Origin of the sequence: Chitinophaga sp. YIM B06452, from assembly GCF_039655965.1 — a bacterium.
Lineage (GTDB): Bacteria > Bacteroidota > Bacteroidia > Chitinophagales > Chitinophagaceae > Chitinophaga.
Map to the genome: position 1 here is coordinate 2273843 of NZ_JAWLKY010000001.1, position 24805 is coordinate 2298647.

The following is a 24805-nucleotide window of genomic DNA, read 5'->3' on the forward strand; positions in this document are numbered from 1 at the left end:
GGAGACACTTGCCGGGCATATGCACAGCGGGTTTCCGGCAGGCGGCGCCGCCTGTGCGGGTACCGGCCTGCGTTAGCCGACGGGGATAGCCATACATACAAAAACCGTTTTGTGGTGAGAGACAAAACGGTTTGAAAGGACTCTAATATGTAGCATTTCATCATTAAAATCCAACGTAAATATATGCATTTTCTTTCCAAAAGAGGAAGGGTATTGTATTGCCATCAGCGCCCTTTACCTGCTACCAGGCTTCGCCTACATTTTTATACCATTATGAGGATCTGCACGATTGTTTTTCTGCTGACATTTACCGGGGCTCTTGCGTTGCTGGCTAAAAATGGCCATGGGCAGGGCATGAGAGATACCAAGATCAGCCTGGATGAAAAAAATACTTCGCTGGACGTTGTGCTTTCGCGCATTGAGAAGCTGAGCGCCTTTCATTTTATCTACCAAAGTGAAATGGTGCGGCAGCAAAAGATCACCCGTTTCAAAGTGGACCAGGCCAGCCTGGAAAATGTGCTGCATGCCCTGCTGACCCCGCGGGGCTTCAGCTTCAAACAAATGGGGGAGAATATCATTATCGACCTTGCAAAGAACGTTAATAAAAAACAAGCTGTAACAACAGAGGCAACCCGGCAATCCGCTATCTCGGGAAAGATCGTCAATGAAAAAGGCGAGGCCATGCCGGGCGTTACCGTGATGGTGAAAGAAAGCCGCCAGGTAACTTCTTCCCGGCCTGACGGTTCGTTCAGCATCACCGCGGAAGCGGGGCAGACGCTGGTGTTCTCCTACCTGGGCTACAAGAGAACAGAGAAAGTGATAAGCAGCAGCGCCGGCATCAACATCACCCTCGAACCTGAAAGCAGCCTGCTGAACGACGTAGTGGTAGTAGGCTACGGCACACAGAACAGGAAAGACGTGACCACGGCCATCAGCTCGCTGAAAAGCGCTGATATCAACAACTTCCCCGCAACGGGCCTGGATAAAGCAATGACCGGTAAAATGGCCGGTGTGCAGGTAATGCAGCCCAGCGGCTCACCCGGCGCAGGGATCACTATCGCCATCCGCGGGAAATCTACCATTACCGCCGGCTCAGCGCCCTTGTACGTAGTAGATGGTTTGCCGCTTTCCGATTTCGGCGATAACAATAATGCGAATGGCATCGGCCTGAAAGTGAACCCTCTGGATGCGATCAACGTAAACGACATCGAAAGCGTGGACGTGCTGAAAGACGCTTCCGCCGCGGCCATTTACGGATCGCGGGGCTCCAACGGCGTTATCATCATCACCACGAAAAGAGGAAAGAGAGACAAGCCGGTAGTGAGCTACGACGGCTACTACGCGGTTCAGCAGGTCGCCAAAAAGATACCTATGCTGGACGCCTACGAATACGCCAAACTGATCTACGACGCGCATAACAACTCCTATCTCGACCTGCTGGCAGACAAAAATATCCAGGGCAGTATCAGCGACGATAATGCCACCAGGCTGGCCAAGCTGGGCGGGGATAACAGCGGTGGACAGGCCTACCTGCTGCCTCCCCAGATCTTCCCCTACCTCAACGGCGAGCCCGGTCTCACCAACACAGACTGGCAGGACGCCATCTTCAGGAACGCGCCCATGCAAAGCCATACCGTGTCTGTAACAGGTGGCTCGCCCAACGTGCGTTATTATATTTCCGGCAATTACCTGGACCAGCAGGGCGTCGTGATACAGTCCGGCTTTAAAAGATACGGCGGCCGTGTGAACCTCGATGCTTCTTACCAGCAGCTCAAATTAGGCGCCAGCATCAACTACACCCACGAACGATACCAGTTCCAGCCCTCGGAAGGCCGCTTTGCCTCCGATGAATTTATTGTGCCGATCGCCTTGACCGCCGCGCCGTTCTTCCCTGTATACAACGAAGACGGATCGTACGATTACGGTCAATATAATTTCCGCTACGCGGGCTCGCAAACCATCAATCCCGTGGCGCTGGCCAACCTGAAAACGGATATTACCGGGAATAATAAGCTGCTCGGGAATGTTTTCGCACAGTATGACTTTACGCCGGAGTTATCCAACAAGCTGTCTTTCGGCATCAACATGGACAACTCCAACCGTAGCGCATACCGGCCTTCCACCCTGCCCACTGTTTCCCCTTCTTCCCCCACTTCCAATCCCGTTGGCACTTACTGGAACAGCGATTTTGTGAACTGGATGGTGGAAAACACCCTTTCGTACAACAAGCTGATCGGCGATCACTCCATCAAGGCCATCGCCGCCGTGAGCGCGCAGAAGGAAACCCGCTCCAACACCCAGGTACAGGGAACCGGCTATGCCAACGATCTCGTTAAAACGCTGAACGGCGCCACTGCTATCAAAAGTTTCGGCGGAAGAACAGAGCAATGGGCGCTGCTGTCTGCATTAACCCGTGTGCAATACGGCTTTAAAGATAAATACCTCCTTTCCGTAGCGCTCCGCGCTGATGGCTCTTCCCGCTTCGGGGCCGATTCGCGGTATGGATATTTCCCTTCCGCCTCCGTAGGCTGGAATATAGACCGGGAGGCATTTATGCAGGACCAGCAGCTGATCAGTTCACTGAAATTAAGAGGCAGCTACGGCCTGACGGGCAACTTCCAGATCGGTAACTACCAGTACCAGTCGCTGCTGTCTTCTTCTAACTATGTATTCGGCGACCAGGGCGCTACCAGCCTGTATTCCGGCCTTTTCCAGTCCACGCCGGGCAACGATAAGCTGGGATGGGAGAAAACCTCCGCCTTTAACCTCGGCCTGGATGTTGGTTTCTTCAAAGAACGCCTGCACATCACCATCGATGCATATAACAATAATACCAGCGACCTGCTGCTGGATGTGCCCGTACCGCAAAGCTCAGGCTACCGCACCAACCTGATGAACATCGGGAAAGTGAATAACAGGGGCATTGAGATCTCCATTTTTGGCGACAACAAGATCGGGCAGTTCCGCCTCACCAACAGCGGGAATATTTCTTTCAACCGCAATAAAGTGCTGGACCTTGGCGGCGCCAATTCCATCATCACGCAGGCCAACGGGGTGATCTACTTTATTACCGAGGTAGGGAAACCCATCGGCAATTATTATACCCTCGTGCACGACGGCATCTATAAAAGCGAAAAGGAACTGAATGATCCTTCCATTCCCAAAGTGGCTGGCGCCAAAGTGGGTGATTTCAAATTCGTGGACCAGAATGGCGACGGCGTGATCGACGGCAGCAACGACCGCGCAGTGACCGGTAACTACATGCCCGCATTCACTTATGGCTTCTCCAGCCAGCTTCAATACAAAACATTCGACCTGAGCATGGCACTGCAGGGCATTTACGGGAACGAGATCGCCAACATCAACTCCCGCTACATCAACAGCCTGGAGAGTTTCGTGAACAATACCACCGATGCGCTGGACAGGTTCCATTCGGAAGACAATCCCGGCAACGGCTGGGTGGCCAGGGCCAACCGCAGCCAGCGCGGGCTGAATGCAACGATTTCCACCTATTCCATCAAAGACGGGTCTTATCTGAGGATCAGGGATATCACGCTGGGCTTTAGCCTGCCGGAGAGGCTGGTGCGCAAATCGGGCTTCTCGAAAGTGAGGGTATATGTTTCGGCCAACAACCCGTTCATGTTTACCAAATACGATGCGTATAACCCGGAGATCAGCCAGTCTACAGATCCGTTAACGCCGGGTATCGACTATGGAAGTTATCCGTTAAGCAAATCCTACGTGTTTGGTCTCAATTTAAGATTATAAAAAGATTTATACTATGAACAGAATTATAATGTTGATGGCGGTTTGCATGATGTTCGCGCTGCCGTCGTGCGATAGTTTCCTTTCACTTACGCCACCGTCCCAGGCTACCGCCGGTAATTTTTACAAGACCACCGCTGATGTGACCAATGCTGTAACGGCGGCCTATTCCGCTTTGCGGTCTGGCTCTATGTATACCGGGCATTTTATTTACCTGATGGAAGTGCGTTCGGATAATATCGAAGACCAGAACCCCGGGGCCAATGCCGGCATGAACTACAACATAGACCGGTTCCTGGCGCTGGCAGACAATGGCGTGGTGGGCGACGCTTACCTGGCGTTGTACGGCGCGATCTCCCGCTGCAACAACGTACTGCCCCATCTTGGTGTTGTGACGGACCCGGCTTTGAAAATGCAGTATGAAGGAGAGCTTCGTTTCCTGCGTGCGCTGCATTATTTCCAGATCGTGCGGTTGTGGGGAGCGGCGCCTTTGGTATTATCAGTAGTGACCACGGAAGAATCCAAAAGCATTGGAAGAAGCCCGGTGGCTGATGTATATGCAGCCATCGAGGCCGACCTGACAGCCGCAGCAGGCCTTTTGCCGGCAGTGTATACGAAGAACGCAGATATGGGCAGGGCAACAGCCGGGGCTGCAAAAGCTTTGCTGGCGAAGGTTTACCTGACAGAAAAAAAATACAGCCAGGCAGTGAACACATTAAAAGAGCTGGCGCCTCCGCAAAGCAATCCATTCGGTTACCGTCTGCTGGACAATGTGGCCGACGTGTTCAGCGCCGGCAATAAAATGAATGACGAGATCATTTTTGCCATCCGCTATGATAAAACCATCCTGGGGCAGGGGCACGGGTTGTTCTTCGGCAACCCCGTTCTTGACCCTAAACTGCTGAACGCCTACGAAAGCGGGGATGCCCGCCGCGATCTGCTGAATAAGGCGCAGCTGAATGCCACCACCTTCCTGGTGAAGAAGTATTACGACACCTACGACCTCACCAACCAGAACATGGGCAACGATTTCGTGATCCTGCGGTATGCCGATGTATTGCTGATGTATGCTGAAGCATTGAATGAAATGGCTTACAGCAGCGATCCCAATGGCGATGCTTTCAAATACCTGAATATGGTGCGTACCCGTTCGGGTGCAACGCCCTTCACTCCCGTACAGCTGGCCAGCCAGGCGGCTTTCAGGGTAGCAGTGCTCCAGGAACGCCGTTTGGAATTGCCATTGGAACTGCATCGCTGGTTCGACCTGGTGAGGACTTCCACAGCGATCGATGCGCTGAAAACGTCAGGCCTTACGCCGATCACCATTGAGCCGTACCAGTACCTGTATCCCGTGCCGCAGGGGCAGATAGAGACGATGAACAACCAGGCATTGTATCCTCAGAACCCCGGCTACACCAAATAAAACTCAACATCATAGGAATAATGTCATGAAGAAGATCGTATATATGTCAATGCTACTGCTGTCGGTTTATGGCAGCAAAGCCGTTGCTCAGCAAACAGCCAAAGGCTGCGTTTACCTGGACGCCAATGCAAACGGCAAAAAAGACGGGAAAGAAAAAGGCATGCCGGGAGTGGCCGTCAGCAATGGCCGCGAAGTGGTGACCACGGATAATAAAGGCCGGTACAAATTACCTGTAAGCGACGACGCGATCATTTTCGTGATCAAACCTTCAGGGTATGCGTTGCCGCTGAATGCCGACAACCAGCCGAAACACTATTACATCCACAAACCGAAAGGCTCGCCAAAGTTTGAATATGCCGGCTCCGCGCCAACGGGTCCGCTTCCTGCGTCTATCGACTTCCCGCTGAGGCCGCAGAAGGAATCCAATAACTTTAAAGCGCTGGTATTCGGCGACCCGCAGATCTACGACGACCGGGAGCTGGGATATTTTGATAAAGGCATTGTTTCCGAAGTAGTGGGCGTGAAAGATGTTGCATTCGGCATTTCACTGGGAGACCTGGCGGGGAAAGACCTGGGTTATCATAAACCCTACAGCAAGACCGTCGCCAAAATAGGCATTCCCTGGTACAACGTGGAAGGCAACCACGACATGAATAATGATGCGCCGGTCGATTCCCTGGCGGATGAGACCTTTGAAGCGAATTTCGGTCCCAATACCTATTCCTACAACTACGGCAATGCGCATTTCATTATCCTCGACGATAATTTATACCCCGATCCCCGCGGCCACCGTCGCGGGTTATGGGCCGGTTTTACCGAAAAGCAGCTGGAGTTCATCAAAAACGACCTGGAGCTGGTGGACACCAGTAAGCTGGTAGTACTTGCTTTCCATTGTTCGATGTACATCGTCAACGAAAATTCTTTCCGGAAAGAAGACCGCAACAGGCTCTTCAACCTGTTGCAGCCATACCCGCATGTGCTGGCACTGTCGGCACATTCGCATAACCAGCGGCAGCATTTTTATGGAAAAGAAGAAGGCTGGAACGGCGCAGCGCCTTTCCATGAATTCAATGTAGGCGCTACCTGCGGCAACTGGTACTCCGGCAGGGTAAATGCACAGGGAGTAATGGAATCCGTCATGAGCGACGGCACGCCCCGCGGGTATGTGTACCTGAATGTTTCCGGCAACCAATACACCGCGGATTACAAAGTAGCCGGGAAGCCCGCGGATTACCAGATCGGGCTGTATCACCGGAAGGTGATGTCTACCATCTGGTGGGACGGCCAGGGATTCATTTACGCGAATTTTTTCATGGGCCACAAAGGCAGCGAGCTGGAGTGCCGCATCGATAACGGCGGCTGGAAACGCATGATATATACAGAAGAAGGCGATCCTGCGTTTATCAGCGAGCTGTACAAATGGGATGATTCAGATTCCCTGTTCCGCGGCCGCAGGCCCACAACCTATGCCAACAGCCTGCATTTGTGGAAGATGCGGCTGCCGGAGAACCTGGGCGTTGGCACACACCAGGTAGAAGTGCGGGCAACCGATCCTTTTGGAAGGAAGTTTGTGCAGAAGAGCGCTTACCGGATTGAAGAACCTACGTTTTAACGGGTCATTTACTGAAAAGAAAAGCCGCTGACGAAGCATGTCGGCGGCTTTCTGTTTTTTATTTAAGGTGTGTTTTTAGTTCATGGCCCGGTAGCTGTTGTGGATCATCTGGCGGTTTTTCCAGGCGTCCAGCAGGGTGAGGTTCCTTTTTTGCAGCGCCCTGAACAGTTCCATGGCATTGGCGGCTTTTGAAAGAAATTCCCTGTCGCTCAGCAACCCGTGCTTTTTGCCGGCGCGGCCGTTCAGGGAAGTTTGCAGCACTTCCGCACTTTGCATGAAACGCCTGACGGCGTCCTGCATTTGTTCGATGTTTTCGATGCCGGAGCTGTGGAATTTATCAGACAGCTTTGCGGCAAGCGGCTGGAGCGTGTCGTTGTGGAAGGACGTAAGCAGGCTGTGATATTTGCCGGTGGCACCGGAAAGGTCTTTACCGGGGGCCTGCCGCAATACTTCCATCAGCCGCGTGGCCGCAGGGATGTCGGTATTCCTGAGCTTATTGGCAATTTTGATGATGTAATGGCTGGAATCGTGCTCTTTGTTATGCCATTCCAGCAGCTTCTTCAGGTCGTCTTTCCCGGTATAACATTTATAGATCAGCGTGTCGTGCTGTTCCAGCGATTTGAAAGGAAAGAATGTAAACCCTTCGCAGAATTTCTTTTGCAGTTCGGTGTCTGTAAATGTAGGCATATCCCTTGTTGTTTACGATGATCGGTTTCCTTACGGTATAGGTTCCACAGGCAGTAATGTATTCTATTCAAAGATAAATTACCATCCGCGTGCGCCGGTAACCCTTAAGTGGTAGAACAGCTGTAAACAACCATAAGATGCGTTGTATCTTAGTGTTACGTCAATCCCAATAAGTGCCGTCCAGCCCGAGCACGGTGCCCAGCCATAACCCGAAGATGTAGACGATCACGCCCAAAACGATGCCCAATACCGCTCTCCAGCCGCCGTGGTGGCGCAGATGGTCCATGAAGTAGAAGAAGGCGCCGCCTGTTGCACCAGCGAGTGGAACGATGACGAGCGGGCGTACCATCCAGAACCGGGGCCAGGCCGGGTCGCCTTCCCCGGCGCTGATGAGGAAAGCGGTGATGAGGGCAAGCGCGATGGCGGCTCCCAGGAGCATGCGTTTGGTAAGCGAAACGGGGTGGAGTGGGCGGGTTGATGTGTTTTCGTTTGTCATGATGTTTTTTTGGTTTGTGGTAAATACTTTGTATTTGAAAAATATTTTATCCGGTTAAGCGTGTTTCATTTTGCCGAGAAGATAATGAAGGGCCAGCGCGAGAATGCTCCAATAGAAAGCAAACCCGGCGAGGAAAAATGGAGGAGGTGTATCCGGGTCCTGGCGCAGAAAATGAATGAATGGCAACAAAGGGCCTACCAGGATAATTTTGACAGGAGACAGGATGATGGACACAGCCGATTGCCAGCCGGCCTGCGATGCCGATCCGAAGAAGGATCCAGGCGGCTGATCCAGCAGCGATGTGGTGCAAAAAAGGAAAGCAAATGCGATAATGAGAAAGAGCGCAATAAATTTTATTCTTGAAATGTTCATGGCCTGTTTTTTTAAGTTAGACGGGCTTAGTTTTCTTTCGTGAATATCCTTTCAATCCCGAGCCGCTTCATGGTCATCTGTTTTTTCGCTGTGTCAAATTCAAAAGACACGCCGTTTACGCCTTCTATTTTGAATTTGTCCTGTGCTGTTGCTTCGAGCGGGGCCGGAGATGATTCCCCCGGAGGTTGAATATAAAGCGTGCTGCCGTTCCTGGTGACCGTAAATTTGGCGGGAGCACCGGTGAGTGAATAAACGCCTGCGTATTGATCCAGTACTTCTGTGCTGATGGCGACCGGTTCGAAGCTGGGGATATCAAACGGCTTATCGTAGTAAATGTCCGTGATGCCTTTCATAATGTCTCCCACCGGGTGAACCTTTGCATTGGAAGCATAAGCGACCGCCAGCTTTTCTTCAGGCATGTATGCCAGCCATGCGCCATAATTATCAGCTCCGCCTGTGTGCCCGTAGAATGTTCTGCCGGCGAAATCGAAAGGCTCCATGCCTATGCCATCGTTGTCTTCCATTGTTTTCATGATGTGCAGGTTCTCCTTCGAGATCAGTTTCCCTTCAAACAGCGCCTGGATAAATTTAGCCATGTCGTTTGGAGTGGATACGATGGCACCGGAGCTAAAAAGATTGCCGGGATGCGTTTCTGGCTGCTGTTTCCAGCCGCCGGTATACCTGTAAGTAAGACTTTCATTTTTATTCACATCAATGTTCCCGGTCGCGATATAGGTATCGCGGAGCCCGTTCCTGGAAGTGATCCTGTCGCTGAGGGCTTCCGCATAAGGTTTGCCGCTTATTTTTTCAATAATAAGGCCTAAAAGGATGTAGCCCGAATTGCTGTAGGCATGTTTGGCGCCCGGCTCAAAGTCAGATTTGCCTTTGGAGATGATAGAGAGCAGTTCCTCTTTCGTTATTGGTTCCGTTTTTGGCCGGGTGCGCATGTTCACATCCACCAGCGCATCATGAATGCCGCTGCGGTGCGCGAGTATATGTCCGATAGTAATTTTGCCGGCGTTGTCGACCTGAGGGAAGAATTGACTGAGCGTATCAGTGAGCTTCAGTTTCCCTTCTTCTGCCAGCTGAAGGATCATTACAGCGGTGTACATTTTGGTGACCGAACCGATCCGGTACCGGCTGGCCGCGGTGAGCGGTTTCTTTTCAGTTTCGGTTACCCGGGCGTAGCCGATGGACCGGGTGTAGAGCACATCGCCGTCTTTGGAGATGACGAGGGTGCCCATGGCTTTATTTTTTTCAGCGAGCCGGTCGAAGTACTGATCGAGTTTTGCTTTGTTGAACGTCTGCGCATAGCCGGAAGTAAGCAGCGTCAGTACCAGCAACGGGGCGGATAGTATTTTCAGGATCATAATATGGATGTTCTGCATTGGTTAATAAAGTGCTTTGTGTTGCAAAGTTAAATAAAAACACTTTGCATTTCAAAGTAAATTCGAAAAATTCTCCTGGAAAGGTTAAGGGATTGGTAATCTATGTGTTGTGTTTGGGATGGAATATCAGCCGTAAGCGGAATATTCCGTAAATTAGCGCATAGTTCCCCGAAATATATTTAGTGAGCAGTATACTTATGATAACGCATCCTCAACTCCAAAATCTCCTCAACTCAATATTATGAGAAAGATCTGCCCTGCACTTATCCTGGTATTTTTTCTTTTCGCCTGCATCAACCGCAAAGCGCCTAAAGGCGATCAGTCAACTGTTAAAGCTTCCGGCTCTGTTGGTTGTTATGTTCCCCGTACGACCGACAAGGAATGGTATACTTCAGAAAAGAAAGCGCCCATGTTTAAAGGTTTGGGCGGCATTGATTTTAATATTTCAACGCCGGTTAAAGAAGCGCAGGCTTATTTTAACCAGGGAATGATGCTGGCTTATGGTTTTAACCATGCTGAAGCAGCCAGGTCATTTTTTGAAGCGAGCCGCCTTGATCCCACCTGTGCTATGGCATATTGGGGCTTCGCGTATGTATTAGGCCCCAATTACAATGGTGGAATGGAAGAAGATAATTTTCAACGCGCCTACAAAGCGGCTGTTAAAGCACGATCGCTTTCCGGGAGCTGCACTCCCAAAGAAATTGCGCTGATAGAGGCATTGGCAACCCGGTATGCGCAACAGCCCCCGGCCGACCGCAGTCCACTGGACATTGCCTATGCCGCAGCCATGAAGAAAGTATACGCGCAATATCCTTCCGACCCGGATGTAGGAGCGCTGTACGCAGAAGCGATGATGGACCTGCATCCATGGGACTTGTATGATAAAAAAACGAAAGCTCCCAAAGCATGGACACCCGAGCTGGTCCGCGTGCTGGAGCACCTCATGAAAAGCCATCCCCTGCATCCCGGCGCGCATCATTTTTATATCCATGCGCTGGAGGCTTCCGCCACCCCGGAAAAAGCACTGGCAAGCGCGAAATTGCTGGATACACTGGTACCGGGCGCCGGTCACCTGCTGCATATGCCTTCACATATTTATATCAATACAGGAGATTATCATCTTGGCTCAATCTCCAATATCCGCGCGGTGGAAACAGACAGCGCATATACCACCGCCTGTCATGCCCAGGGCGCTTATCCCCTGGCTTATTTCCCGCATAACTATCATTTCCTGGCTGCTACCGCAACATTGGAAGGCAATTCAGCCTGGGCCTGGAAAGCCGCGAAGGAATTGCAGCAGCATACTTCCGGGGAGATCATGCGCATGCCCGGCTGGGGAACATTGCAACACTATTATACCATCCCGCTTTACATAGCCGTAAAATTGTCGATGTGGGATACGATCGCCGCACTTCCGCCACCCGGGCGGGACCTCGTGTATCCCCGAGCCATCTGGCATTACGCAAAAGGAATGGCCTTCCTGGGAAAACAGGATGTAACAAATGCGGCAAAAGAACTGGACAGCTTAAACATCCTCGCCGCAGACACGATCCTCCGGGACCTCACCATCTGGAACATCAATACCACCGCCGACCTGGTGCAGATCGCGTCGAAAGTATTGTCTGCGGGGATAGCATTGCAAAAAGATCAGCCCGACCGTTCCATTTCGATGCTGAAAGAAGCAGTTGCCATGGAAGACGATCTCAACTACAACGAGCCGCCGGATTGGTTCTTCTCAGTCAGGCATCACCTGGGCGCGGTGTTGCTCAAGGCGAAAAAATATAAAGAAGCCGAAGAAGTTTATCGCCAGGATCTGCGGACCTGGCGGAAGAACGGCTGGGCGTTGATCGGTTTGCATAAGGCTTTGGCGCTGCAGAACAAAAAGGATGAAGCGCAGAAGGTCCTTGCCGCTTTTGATGAAGCGTGGAAGTATGCTGATATAAAGATCAATTCGTCTTCTGGTATTATGCAATGACCGGTTTTTCTATTGAGCCACTTTAATATAACCCCAGCCTTCTTTTTGACGGGAGATGATCTCATAGATCGCGTCCGGTACAACTTTAACACCAGGTATCAGCTGGCTTTCATCCATATTCTTTCTTTTGAGTGTATAGCCGCATACCTTGAATGCCACTTTTTTTTCATTGATCAGTTCTTCAATATCTTTTACAAAAGCTGATTTTTCTTTGCACACCATTTCAATCCCTTCGCTATAGATCGCGACCTCCAGTTTGGCGTCCGGTCTTGATTCTATGATGCTCCTGGCCTGCCGCAGCACGGCCTGGTGGTTTGCAGGGTCTTTACTGGTCAGGTCGAAGATCACTTTGTAAGGTATTTTCTGGGCATAAATGTAAATGCTCCCGAAAAGTAAGAACAGCAGAACAATTAATTTTTTCATGAGTGAGGTTTTTAATGTTTTTGTTTGTGCATTGCTTTAATAGGCGCGAATGGGCCATATTTATGTTGCAGTGCCGGGAAGGTGTCTGCGAATGGCCCGAATGGATGATCGATGGGCTTGGTGTATATGACCGGCCAGTCGCCGGGGAATTTTTTCTCCGGCCGGGGTTGCGTAATAATGAAAGCGGCAACATCCCAGGCTTCGGCATCTGTGAGCTGTGGGTTGCTGTAATTTGTGCCCTGTGGCATGTTGTGCCTGATATAACCGGCCATTTTTGTAAGACGGTAAATTCCCGCGCCCGTATTGAAGCTGCCATCTCCCCATAAAGGCGGGTAGTGGTATCCCGCGGTATCAGTCTTCTTTTTTCCTTCTCCGTTCAGGCCATGGCATTGCATGCATTTTTTTGTGTAAACCAGCGCGCCCTTCACGGTGTCTGCGGCCCTGTCTAAAAATGGTAATTCTTTAATACCGCTTCCCGGCGGCCGGGTTCCCTTTCGCAGGCCCTTTCCCAGCCAGCGCATATATGCAACCATGGCCTGCATTTCGCGGCTGTTGCTATCGATTGGTTCGCCATTCAGGCTCCGCTCCAGGCAATCGTTTATCTTTTTTTCAAGCGATTCAATGGTGCCGCTTCTTTCCCTGAATTTTGGATATGTGGAAAATGCCGCCCCGTAGTTATTTCCCCAGGGTATGGTACCTGCGGAGAGATGGCAGTTCTGGCAATTCATGCCATTGCTGACCGTTCCCACGGCGCCTCCCGGGCCGAGATACTGCGCTGTATTGGCGATCAGATCCCGCCCATAGCGGATCAGCGTACCCTCCGCCGTATGCGGTATAGTTGAAGTGTCGGGAGCGGCCCATAAGATTTCGGGTACCTGCTTATTCCTTTTACAGGTTAGCAGCAATACGATAACAAGGGAAATTCCCGGCAGTAAGATCTTTTGCCTGTTCATGGAATTTACCCCGCAAAGCAATACCCGCAGCCCTTTTCCTGTGCGCGGCCAATGGCCCATACGCCGGATGGCACAACGTGTATCCCCGGCAATACGCCGGCAAGCCATTCTGCTTTCACCGCGGCAGGGTCAAGCCCCATGCCCGCCCCAACAGCTGCGCTGTATACGGTAATGGCCATGTTGCATACGCAGAACAATACGCCGCTCTTTTGCAACTGGTCGATGCCGATCTCCACCGGTCCTACGCCGGGAACGGTGAAGTCGTCAGGTTTCGGCTGCCAGAAAGGATTTCTCAGTGAAGGCGCTTTGGTGGCGGGATCATCCGCCTTAAACACTTCCCCGAACTTGTACTTGGCCCAGAGCGCGTTTTCCATCGCATATGGAATGGCATCGTGCCTCAGCACTACTACAACGGAACAATCCTGCTCAGGGGTGCCGGTAGCAGCGTTGGTGAGCAGGAACACTTTAGGCCATGCAAAGGGAAAGATCTCATGCGGCCGGGGTACGTCTACTAACAGCTTGTGTTTCCCGGTGATCTTGTTGAACCAGGCATCCGGATCATCGTCTGATGAAGTGAAAATATCTGGCTGCTTCAACGCGGCCTGCAAATGCAGCGGGCTGGCCAGCGAAGCCAATCCCAGCGATGTTGCCCCCAATGCCAGCTGGTTCAGAAAATCGCGGCGTGAATGCTGCGGATCATGAAAGGAGTGTGACATAAATTATAATTTAATTGGTTCACATTTCCACTGATTGGTGGTCTTTCATGTTTTGCGAGGATGTAGTCGGGGGAAGAAGGGTTGGTATAAATAAGACTGATTTGCAGGTGTAAATTTCGGTAAACTTTGGCAGCCGGCAATTAAAAGGGGATCGCGTTAACAATGCATTATAATTTGGGCCTTAAGGTGGAGCAAAAGGATGGGGAATGGGGCGGGAATAGCGACTGCTAAGTTGATTTTATAAGTTATCTATAAAGCATTCGAAGAAAGGCTTATTTCCGTTAATTTCTGCCATCTCATCTTTCCTGGTAATTCTGTCAAATGAACGGTGTGATACAATCTCACCAGACTTTAAGAGGTAGGAGTGATTAATTATTTCAACTATGTCTTCAGCCTGATAGCCAGTAGGTAGATCGAAAAATTCTATATCCCAGGTTGTGCCGAAGCCAAGAGCCCTGCCATCCTTGAATCTGGCAACAAATGCAGTCCAACTCATCGAGGTTTCGCCTTTAATTTGATTTCGAATATGTATTGGAAATGCATGCCTGCTTTTTTCAACTTTAATAATATTATAATGGTTAACACGATTCCCGCTCGTAACGAATGTTTTAACAATTTCCCGATACCCTAATCCTGATGACTTATTAAAGATACTTTTGCCAGACTGTTCTTCCTTAAACCGTTTGATTGCCAGGTTTATGGTGATTGAAGGATTACGGAAGATGACACAAGGTAGAAAGGTGCCATCTTTCAGGGTCACTGCCGCATTATATCCCAGACCAAAATTACTATCCTCTACGGGTTCGATATTATTCTTCAAAAAACTTATCACATCCATATGTGCAAATTTTCGACAGGATTACTGTGCGGTCGCAAAATAGAAGAATTTGTTTGAATAAGGGAGTGGCGTAAAGTATATAAAAACAGATAAGTCATGGACTCAAACTGAATCCATGACTTATTTTGTACCGCGTACGGGAGTCGAACCCGTCATTCCTCCGTGAAAGGGAGGCGTCTTAGCCGATTGACCAACGCGGCATTGGTCATTTTTGGGATGGCAAAGGTAAATAAATCATTCACAAAACCAAAAAAAAGCTGATTTTATTCCGCCATAACTGGCTGATCCTTCTGCCGGTGCATGTTGCCCCAGTCTGAAATGCATTGCAGCATGGGGCCGGTAGACTGACCCAGCTCCGTCAACTCGTATTCCACCCGCGGCGGCACCTCGGGGAACACGTTCCGCTTCACCAGCCCGTGATCCTCCAATTCCCGCAGCTGCGCCACCAGCATCCGCTCGGAAACGGCGGGGATCGCCTTCCTCAATTCGTTGTAACGCATTTTGCCCTCCAGGAGGTTGAACAATATCGCGGGCTTCCAACGGCCGCCGATCACACCCAGGGCATAGGCCATCCCGCAGTTGCGGAGTATGATCGCTTCGTTGAGAGCGTTTGTAGAGTCCTGTTTACGCATACTTACTTTTTTGTTAGTACTTAACAATTTTAGCTGTACCTGCAAATTTAAGGCTTCTGATTTACTTTTGACCTATGAAAACTTTACAACACAAAACAGCCCTGGTAACGGGCGGCAGCCGCGGCATCGGCGCGGCAATAGCGAAAAGACTGGCCAGGGAAGGCGCAAACGTCGCCATCACCTACAATGCTTCCCCCGAAAAGGCAGCGGCGGTAGTGAAAGAAATAGAAGCGCAGGGCGTGAAAGGGCTCGCCATTAAGGCAGACAGTGCTGATCCTCATGCAGTTATAGCTGCGGTAGACCTCACGGCAAAAGAGCTGGGCGGCCTGGACATTATCGTGAACAACGCCGGCATTGGGGTATACAAGGATGTGATGGAATTCACCCTGGAAGATTTCGATCTCATATCAGCCGTAAACATCCGCGCGGTGTTTGCCGGGTCAAAAGCAGCGCTGGCCTACATGGGCAAAGGCGGTCGCATCATCAATATCGGCAGCTGCCAGGCGGAAAGAATGCCCACCCCCGGCGGTTCATTGTATGCCATGAGCAAAAGCGCGCTGGTAGGGCTTACCAAGGGGATGGCGCGCGACCTGGGCCCGAAGGGCATCACGGTCAACGTAGTGCATCCCGGCCCGATCGATACGGACATGAACCCGGCCAACGGTCCTTTCGCAGATTACGAACGTTCCATCATGGCCATTCCCGAATTTGGAACAGGCGATGATGTAGCAGCCATGGTGGCATATCTCGCTGGTCCTGACAGCAGTTACGTGACCGGCGCGGGCTTTTTGATCGATGGGGGGACAAACATTTAACAATACTATAGGATTCTCAAAGCGTAATATATTTCGGTTACCGGAATATTTTGTCTAGTATTACATGAAATGCCAACTGTGTTTATCAGGTGACGAACTAAATTCATCATTTCTATCCACGCCGGCGGTAATACCTACATAATGCCTAAAGTTTCCTTTAACAACAAAAACGCGCTGTTCTTTCCTTCCCTCAAAGCGTCGGTAGAAGAGTATTTTAAGACCAACAACGTGCAGAAAACGGGTAACGTGCAGCTCTACCTGAAAACGGTAGTGCTGATTCCCGCCGCTATATTATTGTATGTCAGCCTGCTGGTATTCCCGCTGCACGCCGCCACAGGCGTCCTCATGAGCGGTCTCCTCGGGTTCACGCTGGCCTGCATCGGGTTCAACGTGATGCACGACGCCTGCCACGGCAGTTATTCCAATAAAAGCTGGGTAAACGACACGCTGGGGCTTACCCTCAACGCGCTCGGCGGGAATGCATTCATCTGGAAACAGAAACACAACATCATCCATCATACCTACACGAATGTGGACGGTGTGGACGACGATATCGCCAAAAGCCCGCTGATGCGCCAGTGCAGTACCCAGCAATGGGTGCCCATGCACAGGATCCAGCATTTTTACGTGGTGCTCGTTTACGGCATCTCTTCTTTTGCATGGGTGTTTATCATGGACTTCGTGAAATATTTTTCGCGGAAAGTGTACAGAACGCCTTTACAAAAAATGAAGCTGCACGATCACCTGGTGTTCTGGGGCAGCAAAGTGCTGTACGTTCTCTTCTACATCGTACTGCCTATCCTGCTGGTAGGCGCACAGGCCTGGGTAGTGGGTTTCATCGCCATGCACCTGGTTATGGGCTTTACCCTGGCCATCGTGTTCCAGCTGGCGCATGTGGTGGAAGAAACTTCTTTTGAAGTAGTGGGCGATGATGACAAACAGATCGAAAATGAATGGGCGATACACCAGATCAAAACCACTGCGAACTTTTCGCCGGATGATAAAGTGGTGTCATGGTTCGTGGGCGGACTGAATTACCAGGTGGAACATCACCTGTTCCCCCGCATCAGCCACGTGCATTACCCGGCCATCAGCAAGATCGTGGAAGCGAAATGCAAGGAATTCGGGTTGCAGTACAACAGCATGCCTACGATGATGAGCGCCGTGCGTTCGCACTTCAGGTTCATGCGCATGCTGGGCATGAAGCCCGCTGTGGCAGCTGTGCCTGCGGCATAAGCTTTATTAAGATAAGATATACCGGAATCAAAAAGCCGCTCTTACGGGAGCGGCTTTTTTTAATGTCTCAGCGTGATGGAGTCGCTATCATTAATCTACACATCACTTAATTAGTTGGAGCGTACCAGTTTGTCCTTAGCCTGGATTATGCATCTACATTAGGATTGGCTATTTTGCGTGGAGCATACCGTTCTTCCAGTATAGCTCCGTTGTTTTGAGCTGGTTGATCTGTTCTACCAGGTCGTCCAGCGGCTGGTTGCGGAATATTTTCCCGCTCACCAGTTTCCCGCCCGCTTCCGGTGAATCGATATACAGCGTGGTGTTGAACCACCGGCTGGTCAGATCCCCGAAATCCTTCACGGTCATTTCATTGAAATATATCTCACCGGTTATCCATGTTGTGGTATAACGCGGATCATACAGCGTTTTCGTAATGGGCTGCTCGGTGGCCACCCGCGCCTGTTCCCCGGGATGCAGGCTGCTTTTCTTTCCCCATGCGCTCAGCGTGGCTTCGCCGCTTACGATGGAAGCGATCACGTCCGTTGCAGTGTAGGCGTTGGCGTTAAAGCTGCCCGCTGTGGTTTGAATATCGGCCTGCCCTGCATGTACGATGAATGGCCGGTCGGGGTCTTCCTTCACGATAAAATATGCTTCCCCGTCCAGGTATACTTCTCTTGCCCCGCCTGCCTGGAAGCGGAAAGGAAACCGCAGCCTGGACACGCTGTTGAGGTATACTTCGGTGCCGTCGCCAAGCAGCAGCCGCTGTTCTTTGCGGGGCGGTATGGTCAGCGCATTCCAGCCGTAAGCATCTGCTTCCGAAGGATGGAACCGGAGGAAACGGCTGTCTTTATAAACAGTAGTACTGCCGATCTTATAACTCTGCATGCCGTTCTCCTGCATGCTGATGGTTTCCCCGTTGGCAAACTCCAGCATCATGGCATGGTTGCGGGGCGGCATAATGGATCGTGGCGATATGGCCTCCGGGAGGCGGGGCCAGGCCCAGTATACGGAAGCCAGCAGGCAGATGGCTGCAAAGCCCGTCAGCAGCCTGTTCCGCATGCGCTGCACTTTAATGACGCGATGCCTGCGCAGCACTTCCTGGTAATCCGCTTCCATATCCCTCGTGTAAAAATCTTTGCCGGGCGCTGTAATGGTATTGTTTTTCACTTCAACACGCAGGGCGCGGGCCTCCTCGCTGGTTGCAAGTATCTTGTTCAGCTTCTCCTGCTCATCAGGAGTAAGCGTTCCAAAAACTTCCTTGTTCAGGAGACTGCGTATTTGAAATTCATTTTCCATTCTGAATATAAGATACTTTATCGGAGGGGGTAGGGTGAATCAAATCGTAAAATAAATTGTTAACGCCGGTGGGTTTATACCCCTCATTTTGTTAACGCCGTTCCTGCACTGGAATATAAACGCTTCGCAGACATGTTTGTTGAAAAATATAATTCAAAGTTATAACATTCTCCTGTCGCCTGTTTTCTTTGGCGCGTTTACACCGCAATTCCATGATCCTGTCGCACTGCAGCCCCAATGCATGCCATCCTATAAAATTGAGTGTCACATTTTCACCCTTTTTAAACCACATGAGCATCTTATAAAAAGGAAATTCAGTGTGAACATGAACAGGCTAAATCAATTGGTGTATGTACGTTTCGCTCCCGGCGACCTGATCTGCGAAGAAAGGCAGATGCCGGTTTACCTGAAAGAGATACGAAGCGAGAAGTTCAGGATCACGGCAGACCTGCGGAATATAGACGAGCAGGCCGCCAGGGAAAGCTGGGACGGCAATGCGCGCGCGCTGCGGCAATACCAGATGCAGACCGTGGCCATGCTGGATGTGCTGCAACTCTTCCGCCAGCAGGCAGCCCAGTCGCTGCACGGCTTTTACGGGGAAGTGTCGCACGTGCTGCTGGACATACTCATTGCCCTGGAACAGCATTTTCCTGAATACCTGGCCAAAGACATTTACATGCCCCAAGCCTACTCACGCCACGTGACCGCACAGCTGGAACCGCGCGTGCGCGCCGTTGAGAAATGCCTGCTCGACAAAAAGGCCGACCGCGAGCTGGTGCGCCTGATCTTTAAACCCCTGCGCGAACCCGATACACAGCTTACCTTCGGCATGGCCATGTATTACAGGCGGCTCATCAGTGACCTGCAATTGCAGCAGGCACCCCGGCATATGGACATCGACGAACGGATCCATCATATCCTGTATGCGTATAATTTTAATTCGCCGGAACTGTTCCGGTATTCCACCAGGATGCTGCGGCAGAAAGTATCGCAGCTGCGTACGCTCCAGGAAAAAAAGGCCCTGCTGATATGGTACGGGAAAGAACTGAAGAATATGCCAGCTAATGAATATGCCTTGCACAGCGGAAAAGGTTCCATCCGAAGCCAGCTAGAAGAGTGGATGAACGAAGAGAAACTGTTCCTGCATACGCTGTTCACCACCTGGGAATCCTAGGATACCACCACGTGCGGTTGACCCCCGAAAGCCCTGTGACCTCCGGTTATGAAAAAATAATTCTCACACCTGTGACGATGATGTAAGATCATTCAAAATTATAACCGGACTTTTACAATGATATGTGCGTGTTCTTTTGTTCTTCATTTTTAAAAGACAATACTGTTCTTCCCGTTTGTGATCGGCCCGTTGGTAGGATTGGATGATAATTATTCCCCCATATGAAAACATTTGACCAATTTGTAACGGTACAGTTAAGCCCGGAAACGCTGGTGAACAATACAGGCAGCCTGCCTGCCTACCTCAGCCGTGTGCAGGAAGAAAAACTGCGTATCACCGGGCAGCTGCTGGAGCTGGCATCATTGCCCGACGAAGGGAAGGCACATGCAGCCGTTGTACAGCAGTGGCAGGGAATGTGTGTGGACCTGCTGGAGGCCCTGCACCGTTTCCGCTTCAGCCATCGCGCTACTATGGCCGCTTCCACGGAGCCTGACGGCATCGATCTTTTTTATGGTACGGTGGAAGAAATGCTGCAAACCATTCTGGTAGGGCTGGAACAGCATTTCAAAGACCATCTTCTGCCGGAACTGCCGCTGCCGTTGAGTTATGCGGCAAGGGCCAGGCAGCAGCTGGCGCCGCGCGTAAAAGAAGCAGAACGCCAGCTGAAAAAGAACGGCCTGGACCCCGACCTGCTGGAGCTGTTGCTGGAACATGTCAAAGTATTTATTGATGATGCGGACGTACGCCTCAGTTTCCGCGAACTGATCTATTACCGCGAGCTGATCAGCCAGCTGTTCAGCGCCGCCAGCCTGGAAGCCGTGCCGGCAGACCAGTTCAACCTCCAGGTGCATTACCTGCTGGTGCATCTCAACTACAATTCCGTGGAATACTTCCTCTACTGCACCAGCCGCATGCGCAAATGGCTGAAGCAGTTCAGCGACATGCAGAACAGGATCAACACGCTCACCTGGTGCATCAAGGAAGTGAAAGCGATCCCGGTGCTGCGCAACAGCAGGGGCTTCCGCGCAGGCGGCTTCCCGATCAAAGACCAGCTGGGCGCCTGGCTGGAAGAAGAAAGGATCTTTATCCGCACCGTGATGGAATCCATGACGCCTAAGCCAGCTGCGCATGCGGAAGAAGAAAAGATGCGCGCCTTCCTTACCATCCCGCAGGCCGCGCTTATGGCAAGAGTGTACATGGAAGAAGGGATCATCCGCTCCGCTTCCATCCAGCAGATATTTTCCACGGTAGCCGGTATGTTGCAGCTGAAGAAGACAGACGCGGGGATGGAAGACGTTTTCCGCCTGAAGTTTTTTAACCCCAGCCTCGCCACGGTGATGACCTGTAAAAGCTGGATCAGCAGGGTGCTGGACAGGTTAAATGATTACGAAGACCAGATGCGCGCATATATCGACAATTAAAGTCAACATTAAATCCTGGAAAAAATCACGCTGAAATGAAAAGTTTTTTTACGCAAACGCTGGCAAATCTGGAACAGGACCTGGCAGAGATAGAGACCCGCATCCCAAACGTACTGGAAAGATATAAAACAGGCGCGCAGCTGGCGGACCGGGCTGCCGCCAAGTTAAAAGGCGCAGTGCCCGAGCGGTTCAGCAGCACGGCTACCGAAATATATTTTTTCAAGAACATCCAGCCGCAGGTGCTGAGCCGGAAGATCTACTACAGCCAGCTTTTCAGGATAGAAGCAGACCGGCCGAAAAGCGTACGCGATGATTACAAAAAATTCCTCGACCAGGAACTGCAGCGCATCACGATGTTCTTCGAAGTGCATAACGCGCTTTACCTTTACTTCCGCGGCGGCGCCACGGAAAAAGACGCGCAGTACTTCCTCCGCAGCAGTTTTTACAATAACGAATACCCCACAGACCTGGACGGCGTGCTGGACACGCGTTACTGCACCGTCACCTCCTTTAAGCTCGCGGAGCTGATCGCATTGGAAGATGTAAGCAAATACATTATCAGCAAGCTGGAACAGATCTATGCCCTGCCCCGCAACCTCCACTACAAGCCGCGCCTCCGCTGGACGGAATCGAAGACCGACCTCGTGGAGCTGGTGTATGCCCTTCATCTCAACGGCAGCTTCAACAACGGCTCCGCAGACCTGAAGCAGATATTCGAATGGCTGGAAAATTCGCTGGAAATAGATTTCGGCAACGTATACAGCAATTTCCGCGACATCAGGATGCGCAAAAAAGAAACCGCCTCTTTCCTGACCCGGTTGAAAGACGGCCTGCTGAAAAGGATCGAGGAAATGGAATGAGCTACAGCTCAGCCGCCACACGCCGCAGCGCGTCGGGCAGCTCTTGTTTGTCCCAGCAGGTGCCCAGCGCCACGCGAACATATTGATTGTCGCCCGTTAAACTGAACATTCCCCCATTAGATATATCGATGTTTTGCTGCAGCAGGTTCCGCACTGTTTTGCCCGGGTCTTTGCATTCCAGCCAGTAATGGTAGCTGCCCGGGAAAGTGCGGTAAGCTGCGCCATTGAAGATATCTTTCCACATTTCCGCGCAGCGCTCAGCCACTGTGCGTTTCTCTTCCATCACCTTTTGCAGCAGCCCGCTTTCAATCACATGCAGCCCGAAATGCAGGAACAGGAGCGAGGCGCCGCTGCTTTGCATCCTCACGATATTGCCCATTTCAGGCATCACGTTCTTCGGATGGATGGCATAGCCGGATTTTAACATCGGGTTGAATGCCTTGGAAAGGCTGTAAAGATGAATGGTGCGCTCCGGCGCCAGCGCCAGGAAAGAAGGCGGCGGCGAAGCGTGCAGGAAGCGGTAGGCATCGTCTTCCAAAATGAGCACGTCTTTGAACGAACGCACCACTTCCACGATAGCTTTCCTTCTTTCCAGCGACATCACCGCGCAGGTGGGATTATGAACGGTGGGCTGCAGGTAGATCAGCTTGCAGGGATATTTTTCAAGCGCTTCCGCCAGTTTTTCCGGCAGCATGCCTTCCTCATCCGCTTCAATCACCCTGAAACGGTAACCCTCCATTTCCGCGCACTGCCTGAAACCCGGGAAGGTAAAGGGTTCTACGGCAATTTCCTCCGTTTTTCCCCGCATGCCCGCAAGCGTTGCCGCCAGGCCCCCGTTGGCGCTGGGCAATATCGTGATGGTATGATCGCCGGGCGTAAAATGCAGCCATTTTCCCAGGATGGCTTCGCCCTGGCTATCCAGCGGCTGGTAAGGCGGATGCAGCAGATCGTATTGCTGGCTGGCCGGCAGGTTGCGGCAGAATTCCAGGAATATTTCCATTTCCCTGGGTACGGAAGGGTAGTTGAGGCTAAGGTTAAGCATCCCGAAAGTTAGGAAATATGACTCTTCCCGGGAGATTATTATCTTTAAAACTTCATAAAATACGTTGAATCCTGTATGATAAGATCTCTTTTCCCGGTACTGGCCCTCCTGTGCGCCAGTTTCTTTTCCAGGGCGCAGCAGCACTGCCCCGTGATCCCGCTTCCTTCGCAGAGCGCCCCCGTAAAGGCGGTTTTCCCGCTGAGCGACCAGACGCCGCTGGCAGTTTCCGAGCCTTCGCTGCTGGCATCCGCCAACATGCTGCAACAGCAGCTGCTGCAATATGCCGGCATCAGGCTGGCCCTGGCTGCCAAACCCTCCGGCAACGGCATTTTGCTGAAAAGGGTAAAAGGCGATAACCCTGCCGCCTACACGATGGAAATGACCGGCACACAGGTAACCATCAGCGCTTCGGGCGATGAAGGCCTGTTTTACGGCCTCATGTCGTTCGTGCAGCTGGTGCGCACGGCCAAACCAACGCAGGCTTCCGCGCAGGTGCCCTGCTGGAATATCACAGACAAGCCGCTGTACGCCTGGCGGGGTTTTATGCTGGACGAGTCCAGGCAGTTCTTCGGCAAAGCCGTGGTGAAAAAGCTGCTGGACGAAATGGCTTCCTATAAGCTCAACCGCTTTCACTGGCATCTGACGGACGAGCCGGGCTGGCGGCTGGAAATAAAACAATACCCGCGCCTTTCCCTCGTGGGCGGCATCGGTGTGCATGGCGATTCTACCACGCCGGCGCAATATTACACGCAGGATGAAATAAAAGAGATCGTGGCCTATGCCACTGAAAGGCACATCACGGTGATCCCGGAGATAGACATGCCGGGCCACGCCACCGCGGCCAACAAGGCTTACCCGCAATTCAGCGGCGGCGGCTCCGCGAAATATCCCGAGTTCACATTCAACCCGGGAAAGGAGGAGACTTATCAATATCTCACCAATATCCTCAGGGAAGTGAACGTGCTGTTCCCTTCGCAGATGATCCACATCGGCGGCGACGAGGTGAGCTTTGGTTCCGAAAAATGGAAGTCCGACCCCGCCGTGCAGCAACTGATGAAAACAAAAGGGTATACCAGCCTGCTGGAAGTGGAACATTATTTCATCAAACGCATGGCCGATACGCTGTTGAAGCTGAACAGCAAAGTGCTGGGCTGGGATGAAGTGACCGCGGCTGAACTGCCTGCCAAAGAAACCATCGTGTTCTGGTGGCGCCACGATAAGGCAGACCAGTTGAAAGGTGCGCTGGATAAAGGTTATAAAGTAGTGCTCTGCCCTCGCCTGCCTTTTTATTTTGACTTCGTGCAGGACAGCTCCAATATGGTGGGCCGCCGCTGGCAGGGCGGATTCAACCCACTGAAACGGATATACGATTTCTCACTCTCCACACTTCCTTTTTCCGTAGACAGCAGGCTCTCACAGGTAGAAGGCATCCAGGCCAACCTCTGGACGGAAACAGTAAGAACGACCGAGAGGATGTATTACATGACCTTCCCGCGCCTCATCGCCCTCGCCGAAGCCGCATGGACGGCCCCCGCCGCCAGGGATTTCGTGCAGTTCGAGCAGCGCCTGAAGCAGCATCTGCCGCTGCTGAAAGAACAGGGTATCTATTACATGGAATCGCCTAAACTGACGCCGGAACCTATACGGTAGTGGATTTTGTAATATCTTCGGACCAATCATC

General features: G+C 51.6%; 21 protein-coding genes and 1 tRNA gene. 10 read left to right on the plus strand and 12 right to left on the minus strand.

Going from position 1 to position 24805, the window contains the following annotated elements:
* Positions 1 to 354 precede the first annotated feature (354 nt).
* The 3 genes from R3I13_RS09165 to R3I13_RS09175 are packed head-to-tail and all read left to right on the plus strand — an operon-like array spanning position 355 to position 6800.
* Positions 355 to 3768 carry a SusC/RagA family TonB-linked outer membrane protein gene (locus R3I13_RS09165; RefSeq protein WP_346317628.1) on the plus strand — a complete coding sequence of 1138 codons (3414 nt, stop codon included), beginning with the start codon at positions 355 to 357 and terminating at the stop codon, positions 3766 to 3768.
* Between the two features lie 13 nt (positions 3769 to 3781).
* Positions 3782 to 5188 carry a RagB/SusD family nutrient uptake outer membrane protein gene (locus tag R3I13_RS09170; RefSeq protein ID WP_346317629.1) on the plus strand — a complete coding sequence of 469 codons (1407 nt, stop codon included), beginning with the start codon at positions 3782 to 3784 and terminating at the stop codon, positions 5186 to 5188.
* 25 nt (positions 5189 to 5213) lie between these two features.
* Positions 5214 to 6800, plus strand: coding sequence for a calcineurin-like phosphoesterase family protein (locus R3I13_RS09175; RefSeq protein ID WP_346317630.1), 1587 nt, complete (start codon positions 5214 to 5216; stop codon positions 6798 to 6800).
* 75 nt (positions 6801 to 6875) lie between these two features.
* On the opposite strand, the gene R3I13_RS09180 is transcribed toward R3I13_RS09175, so the two are convergent.
* The 4 genes from R3I13_RS09180 to R3I13_RS09195 form a co-directional block, all read right to left on the minus strand.
* Positions 6876 to 7487: a hypothetical protein gene (locus R3I13_RS09180; RefSeq protein WP_346317631.1), complete on the minus strand. Its 612-nt coding sequence runs from the start codon at positions 7485 to 7487 to the stop codon at positions 6876 to 6878.
* 160 nt (positions 7488 to 7647) lie between these two features.
* Entirely contained in the window at positions 7648 to 7983 is a 336-nt protein-coding gene (locus R3I13_RS09185) for a hypothetical protein (RefSeq protein WP_346317632.1), read from the minus strand.
* Positions 7984 to 8037: 54 nt separating this feature from the next.
* On the minus strand, positions 8038 to 8355 hold the full coding sequence (locus tag R3I13_RS09190; RefSeq protein WP_346317633.1) for a hypothetical protein: 318 nt from the start codon (positions 8353 to 8355) through the stop codon (positions 8038 to 8040).
* Between the two features lie 26 nt (positions 8356 to 8381).
* Complete coding sequence (locus R3I13_RS09195; RefSeq protein WP_346317634.1) at positions 8382 to 9743, minus strand: serine hydrolase domain-containing protein; 1362 nt, start codon at positions 9741 to 9743, stop codon at positions 8382 to 8384.
* A 241-nt stretch (positions 9744 to 9984) separates the two neighbouring features.
* Between R3I13_RS09195 and R3I13_RS09200 the strand changes: the two genes are divergently transcribed.
* Complete coding sequence (locus R3I13_RS09200; RefSeq protein ID WP_346317635.1) at positions 9985 to 11718, plus strand: hypothetical protein; 1734 nt, start codon at positions 9985 to 9987, stop codon at positions 11716 to 11718.
* A 9-nt stretch (positions 11719 to 11727) separates the two neighbouring features.
* Here the strand turns inward: R3I13_RS09200 and R3I13_RS09205 are convergent, their stop codons facing one another.
* The 6 genes from R3I13_RS09205 to R3I13_RS09230 form a co-directional block, all read right to left on the minus strand.
* Positions 11728 to 12141 carry a DsrE family protein gene (locus R3I13_RS09205; RefSeq protein ID WP_346317636.1) on the minus strand — a complete coding sequence of 138 codons (414 nt, stop codon included), beginning with the start codon at positions 12139 to 12141 and terminating at the stop codon, positions 11728 to 11730.
* A gap of 11 nt (positions 12142 to 12152) precedes the next feature.
* Positions 12153 to 13094, minus strand: a complete 942-nt coding sequence (locus R3I13_RS09210; RefSeq protein WP_346317637.1) for a c-type cytochrome — start codon at positions 13092 to 13094, stop codon at positions 12153 to 12155.
* Between the two features lie 5 nt (positions 13095 to 13099).
* Positions 13100 to 13810: a hypothetical protein gene (locus tag R3I13_RS09215; protein WP_346317638.1), complete on the minus strand. Its 711-nt coding sequence runs from the start codon at positions 13808 to 13810 to the stop codon at positions 13100 to 13102.
* Positions 13811 to 14048: 238 nt separating this feature from the next.
* Positions 14049 to 14648 carry a hypothetical protein gene (locus R3I13_RS09220; RefSeq protein ID WP_346317639.1) on the minus strand — a complete coding sequence of 200 codons (600 nt, stop codon included), beginning with the start codon at positions 14646 to 14648 and terminating at the stop codon, positions 14049 to 14051.
* A gap of 128 nt (positions 14649 to 14776) precedes the next feature.
* Positions 14777 to 14848: transfer RNA gene (locus tag R3I13_RS09225), tRNA-Glu, on the minus strand.
* Positions 14849 to 14911: 63 nt separating this feature from the next.
* Complete coding sequence (locus R3I13_RS09230; protein WP_346317640.1) at positions 14912 to 15280, minus strand: helix-turn-helix domain-containing protein; 369 nt, start codon at positions 15278 to 15280, stop codon at positions 14912 to 14914.
* A gap of 74 nt (positions 15281 to 15354) precedes the next feature.
* Between R3I13_RS09230 and R3I13_RS09235 the strand changes: the two genes are divergently transcribed.
* Both R3I13_RS09235 and R3I13_RS09240 read left to right on the plus strand, forming a co-directional pair.
* Positions 15355 to 16095: a 3-oxoacyl-ACP reductase family protein gene (locus tag R3I13_RS09235; RefSeq protein WP_346317641.1), complete on the plus strand. Its 741-nt coding sequence runs from the start codon at positions 15355 to 15357 to the stop codon at positions 16093 to 16095.
* Between the two features lie 141 nt (positions 16096 to 16236).
* Entirely contained in the window at positions 16237 to 17331 is a 1095-nt protein-coding gene (locus R3I13_RS09240; protein ID WP_346317642.1) for an acyl-CoA desaturase, read from the plus strand.
* 168 nt (positions 17332 to 17499) lie between these two features.
* Here the strand turns inward: R3I13_RS09240 and R3I13_RS09245 are convergent, their stop codons facing one another.
* Complete coding sequence (locus tag R3I13_RS09245) at positions 17500 to 18627, minus strand: FecR domain-containing protein (RefSeq protein WP_346317643.1); 1128 nt, start codon at positions 18625 to 18627, stop codon at positions 17500 to 17502.
* 325 nt (positions 18628 to 18952) lie between these two features.
* Here R3I13_RS09245 and R3I13_RS09250 point away from each other — a divergent pair, with 325 nt between their 5' ends.
* The 3 genes from R3I13_RS09250 (at position 18953) to R3I13_RS09260 (ending at position 22082) form a co-directional block, all read left to right on the plus strand.
* Positions 18953 to 19801: a hypothetical protein gene (locus tag R3I13_RS09250; protein WP_346317644.1), complete on the plus strand. Its 849-nt coding sequence runs from the start codon at positions 18953 to 18955 to the stop codon at positions 19799 to 19801.
* A gap of 221 nt (positions 19802 to 20022) precedes the next feature.
* Positions 20023 to 21222 (plus strand): hypothetical protein, encoded by a 1200-nt coding sequence (locus R3I13_RS09255; protein WP_346317645.1) that lies wholly within the window; start codon positions 20023 to 20025, stop codon positions 21220 to 21222.
* Positions 21223 to 21257: 35 nt separating this feature from the next.
* The gene (locus tag R3I13_RS09260) at positions 21258 to 22082 is read left to right on the plus strand and encodes an RteC domain-containing protein (protein WP_346317646.1); all 825 of its coding nucleotides are present in this window, start codon (positions 21258 to 21260) and stop codon (positions 22080 to 22082) included.
* A 1-nt stretch (position 22083) separates the two neighbouring features.
* Here R3I13_RS09260 and R3I13_RS09265 read toward each other — a convergent pair whose 3' ends face one another.
* Complete coding sequence (locus R3I13_RS09265) at positions 22084 to 23124, minus strand: PLP-dependent aminotransferase family protein (RefSeq protein WP_346317647.1); 1041 nt, start codon at positions 23122 to 23124, stop codon at positions 22084 to 22086.
* Between the two features lie 75 nt (positions 23125 to 23199).
* Between R3I13_RS09265 and R3I13_RS09270 the strand changes: the two genes are divergently transcribed.
* Complete coding sequence (locus R3I13_RS09270; RefSeq protein ID WP_346317648.1) at positions 23200 to 24774, plus strand: beta-N-acetylhexosaminidase; 1575 nt, start codon at positions 23200 to 23202, stop codon at positions 24772 to 24774.
* Positions 24775 to 24805: the final 31 nt, after the last annotated feature.

Bases quoted from the DNA above. Each gene is read 5' to 3' on its own strand.
- R3I13_RS09165 (WP_346317628.1), top strand. From the start codon at position 355: ATGAGAGATACCAAGATCAGCCTGGATGAAAAAAATACTTCGCTGGAC.
- R3I13_RS09170 (WP_346317629.1), top strand. From the start codon at position 3,782: ATGAACAGAATTATAATGTTGATGGCGGTTTGCATGATGTTCGCGCTG.
- R3I13_RS09175 (WP_346317630.1), top strand. From the start codon at position 5,214: ATGAAGAAGATCGTATATATGTCAATGCTACTGCTGTCGGTTTATGGC.
- R3I13_RS09180 (WP_346317631.1), bottom strand. From the start codon at position 7,487: ATGCCTACATTTACAGACACCGAACTGCAAAAGAAATTCTGCGAAGGG.
- R3I13_RS09185 (WP_346317632.1), bottom strand. From the start codon at position 7,983: ATGACAAACGAAAACACATCAACCCGCCCACTCCACCCCGTTTCGCTT.
- R3I13_RS09190 (WP_346317633.1), bottom strand. From the start codon at position 8,355: ATGAACATTTCAAGAATAAAATTTATTGCGCTCTTTCTCATTATCGCA.
- R3I13_RS09195 (WP_346317634.1), bottom strand. From the start codon at position 9,743: ATGCAGAACATCCATATTATGATCCTGAAAATACTATCCGCCCCGTTG.
- R3I13_RS09200 (WP_346317635.1), top strand. From the start codon at position 9,985: ATGAGAAAGATCTGCCCTGCACTTATCCTGGTATTTTTTCTTTTCGCC.
- R3I13_RS09205 (WP_346317636.1), bottom strand. From the start codon at position 12,141: ATGAAAAAATTAATTGTTCTGCTGTTCTTACTTTTCGGGAGCATTTAC.
- R3I13_RS09210 (WP_346317637.1), bottom strand. From the start codon at position 13,094: ATGAACAGGCAAAAGATCTTACTGCCGGGAATTTCCCTTGTTATCGTA.
- R3I13_RS09215 (WP_346317638.1), bottom strand. From the start codon at position 13,810: ATGTCACACTCCTTTCATGATCCGCAGCATTCACGCCGCGATTTTCTG.
- R3I13_RS09220 (WP_346317639.1), bottom strand. From the start codon at position 14,648: ATGGATGTGATAAGTTTTTTGAAGAATAATATCGAACCCGTAGAGGAT.
- R3I13_RS09230 (WP_346317640.1), bottom strand. From the start codon at position 15,280: ATGCGTAAACAGGACTCTACAAACGCTCTCAACGAAGCGATCATACTC.
- R3I13_RS09235 (WP_346317641.1), top strand. From the start codon at position 15,355: ATGAAAACTTTACAACACAAAACAGCCCTGGTAACGGGCGGCAGCCGC.
- R3I13_RS09240 (WP_346317642.1), top strand. From the start codon at position 16,237: ATGCCTAAAGTTTCCTTTAACAACAAAAACGCGCTGTTCTTTCCTTCC.
- R3I13_RS09245 (WP_346317643.1), bottom strand. From the start codon at position 18,627: ATGGAAAATGAATTTCAAATACGCAGTCTCCTGAACAAGGAAGTTTTT.
- R3I13_RS09250 (WP_346317644.1), top strand. From the start codon at position 18,953: ATGAACAGGCTAAATCAATTGGTGTATGTACGTTTCGCTCCCGGCGAC.
- R3I13_RS09255 (WP_346317645.1), top strand. From the start codon at position 20,023: ATGAAAACATTTGACCAATTTGTAACGGTACAGTTAAGCCCGGAAACG.
- R3I13_RS09260 (WP_346317646.1), top strand. From the start codon at position 21,258: ATGAAAAGTTTTTTTACGCAAACGCTGGCAAATCTGGAACAGGACCTG.
- R3I13_RS09265 (WP_346317647.1), bottom strand. From the start codon at position 23,124: ATGCTTAACCTTAGCCTCAACTACCCTTCCGTACCCAGGGAAATGGAA.
- R3I13_RS09270 (WP_346317648.1), top strand. From the start codon at position 23,200: ATGATAAGATCTCTTTTCCCGGTACTGGCCCTCCTGTGCGCCAGTTTC.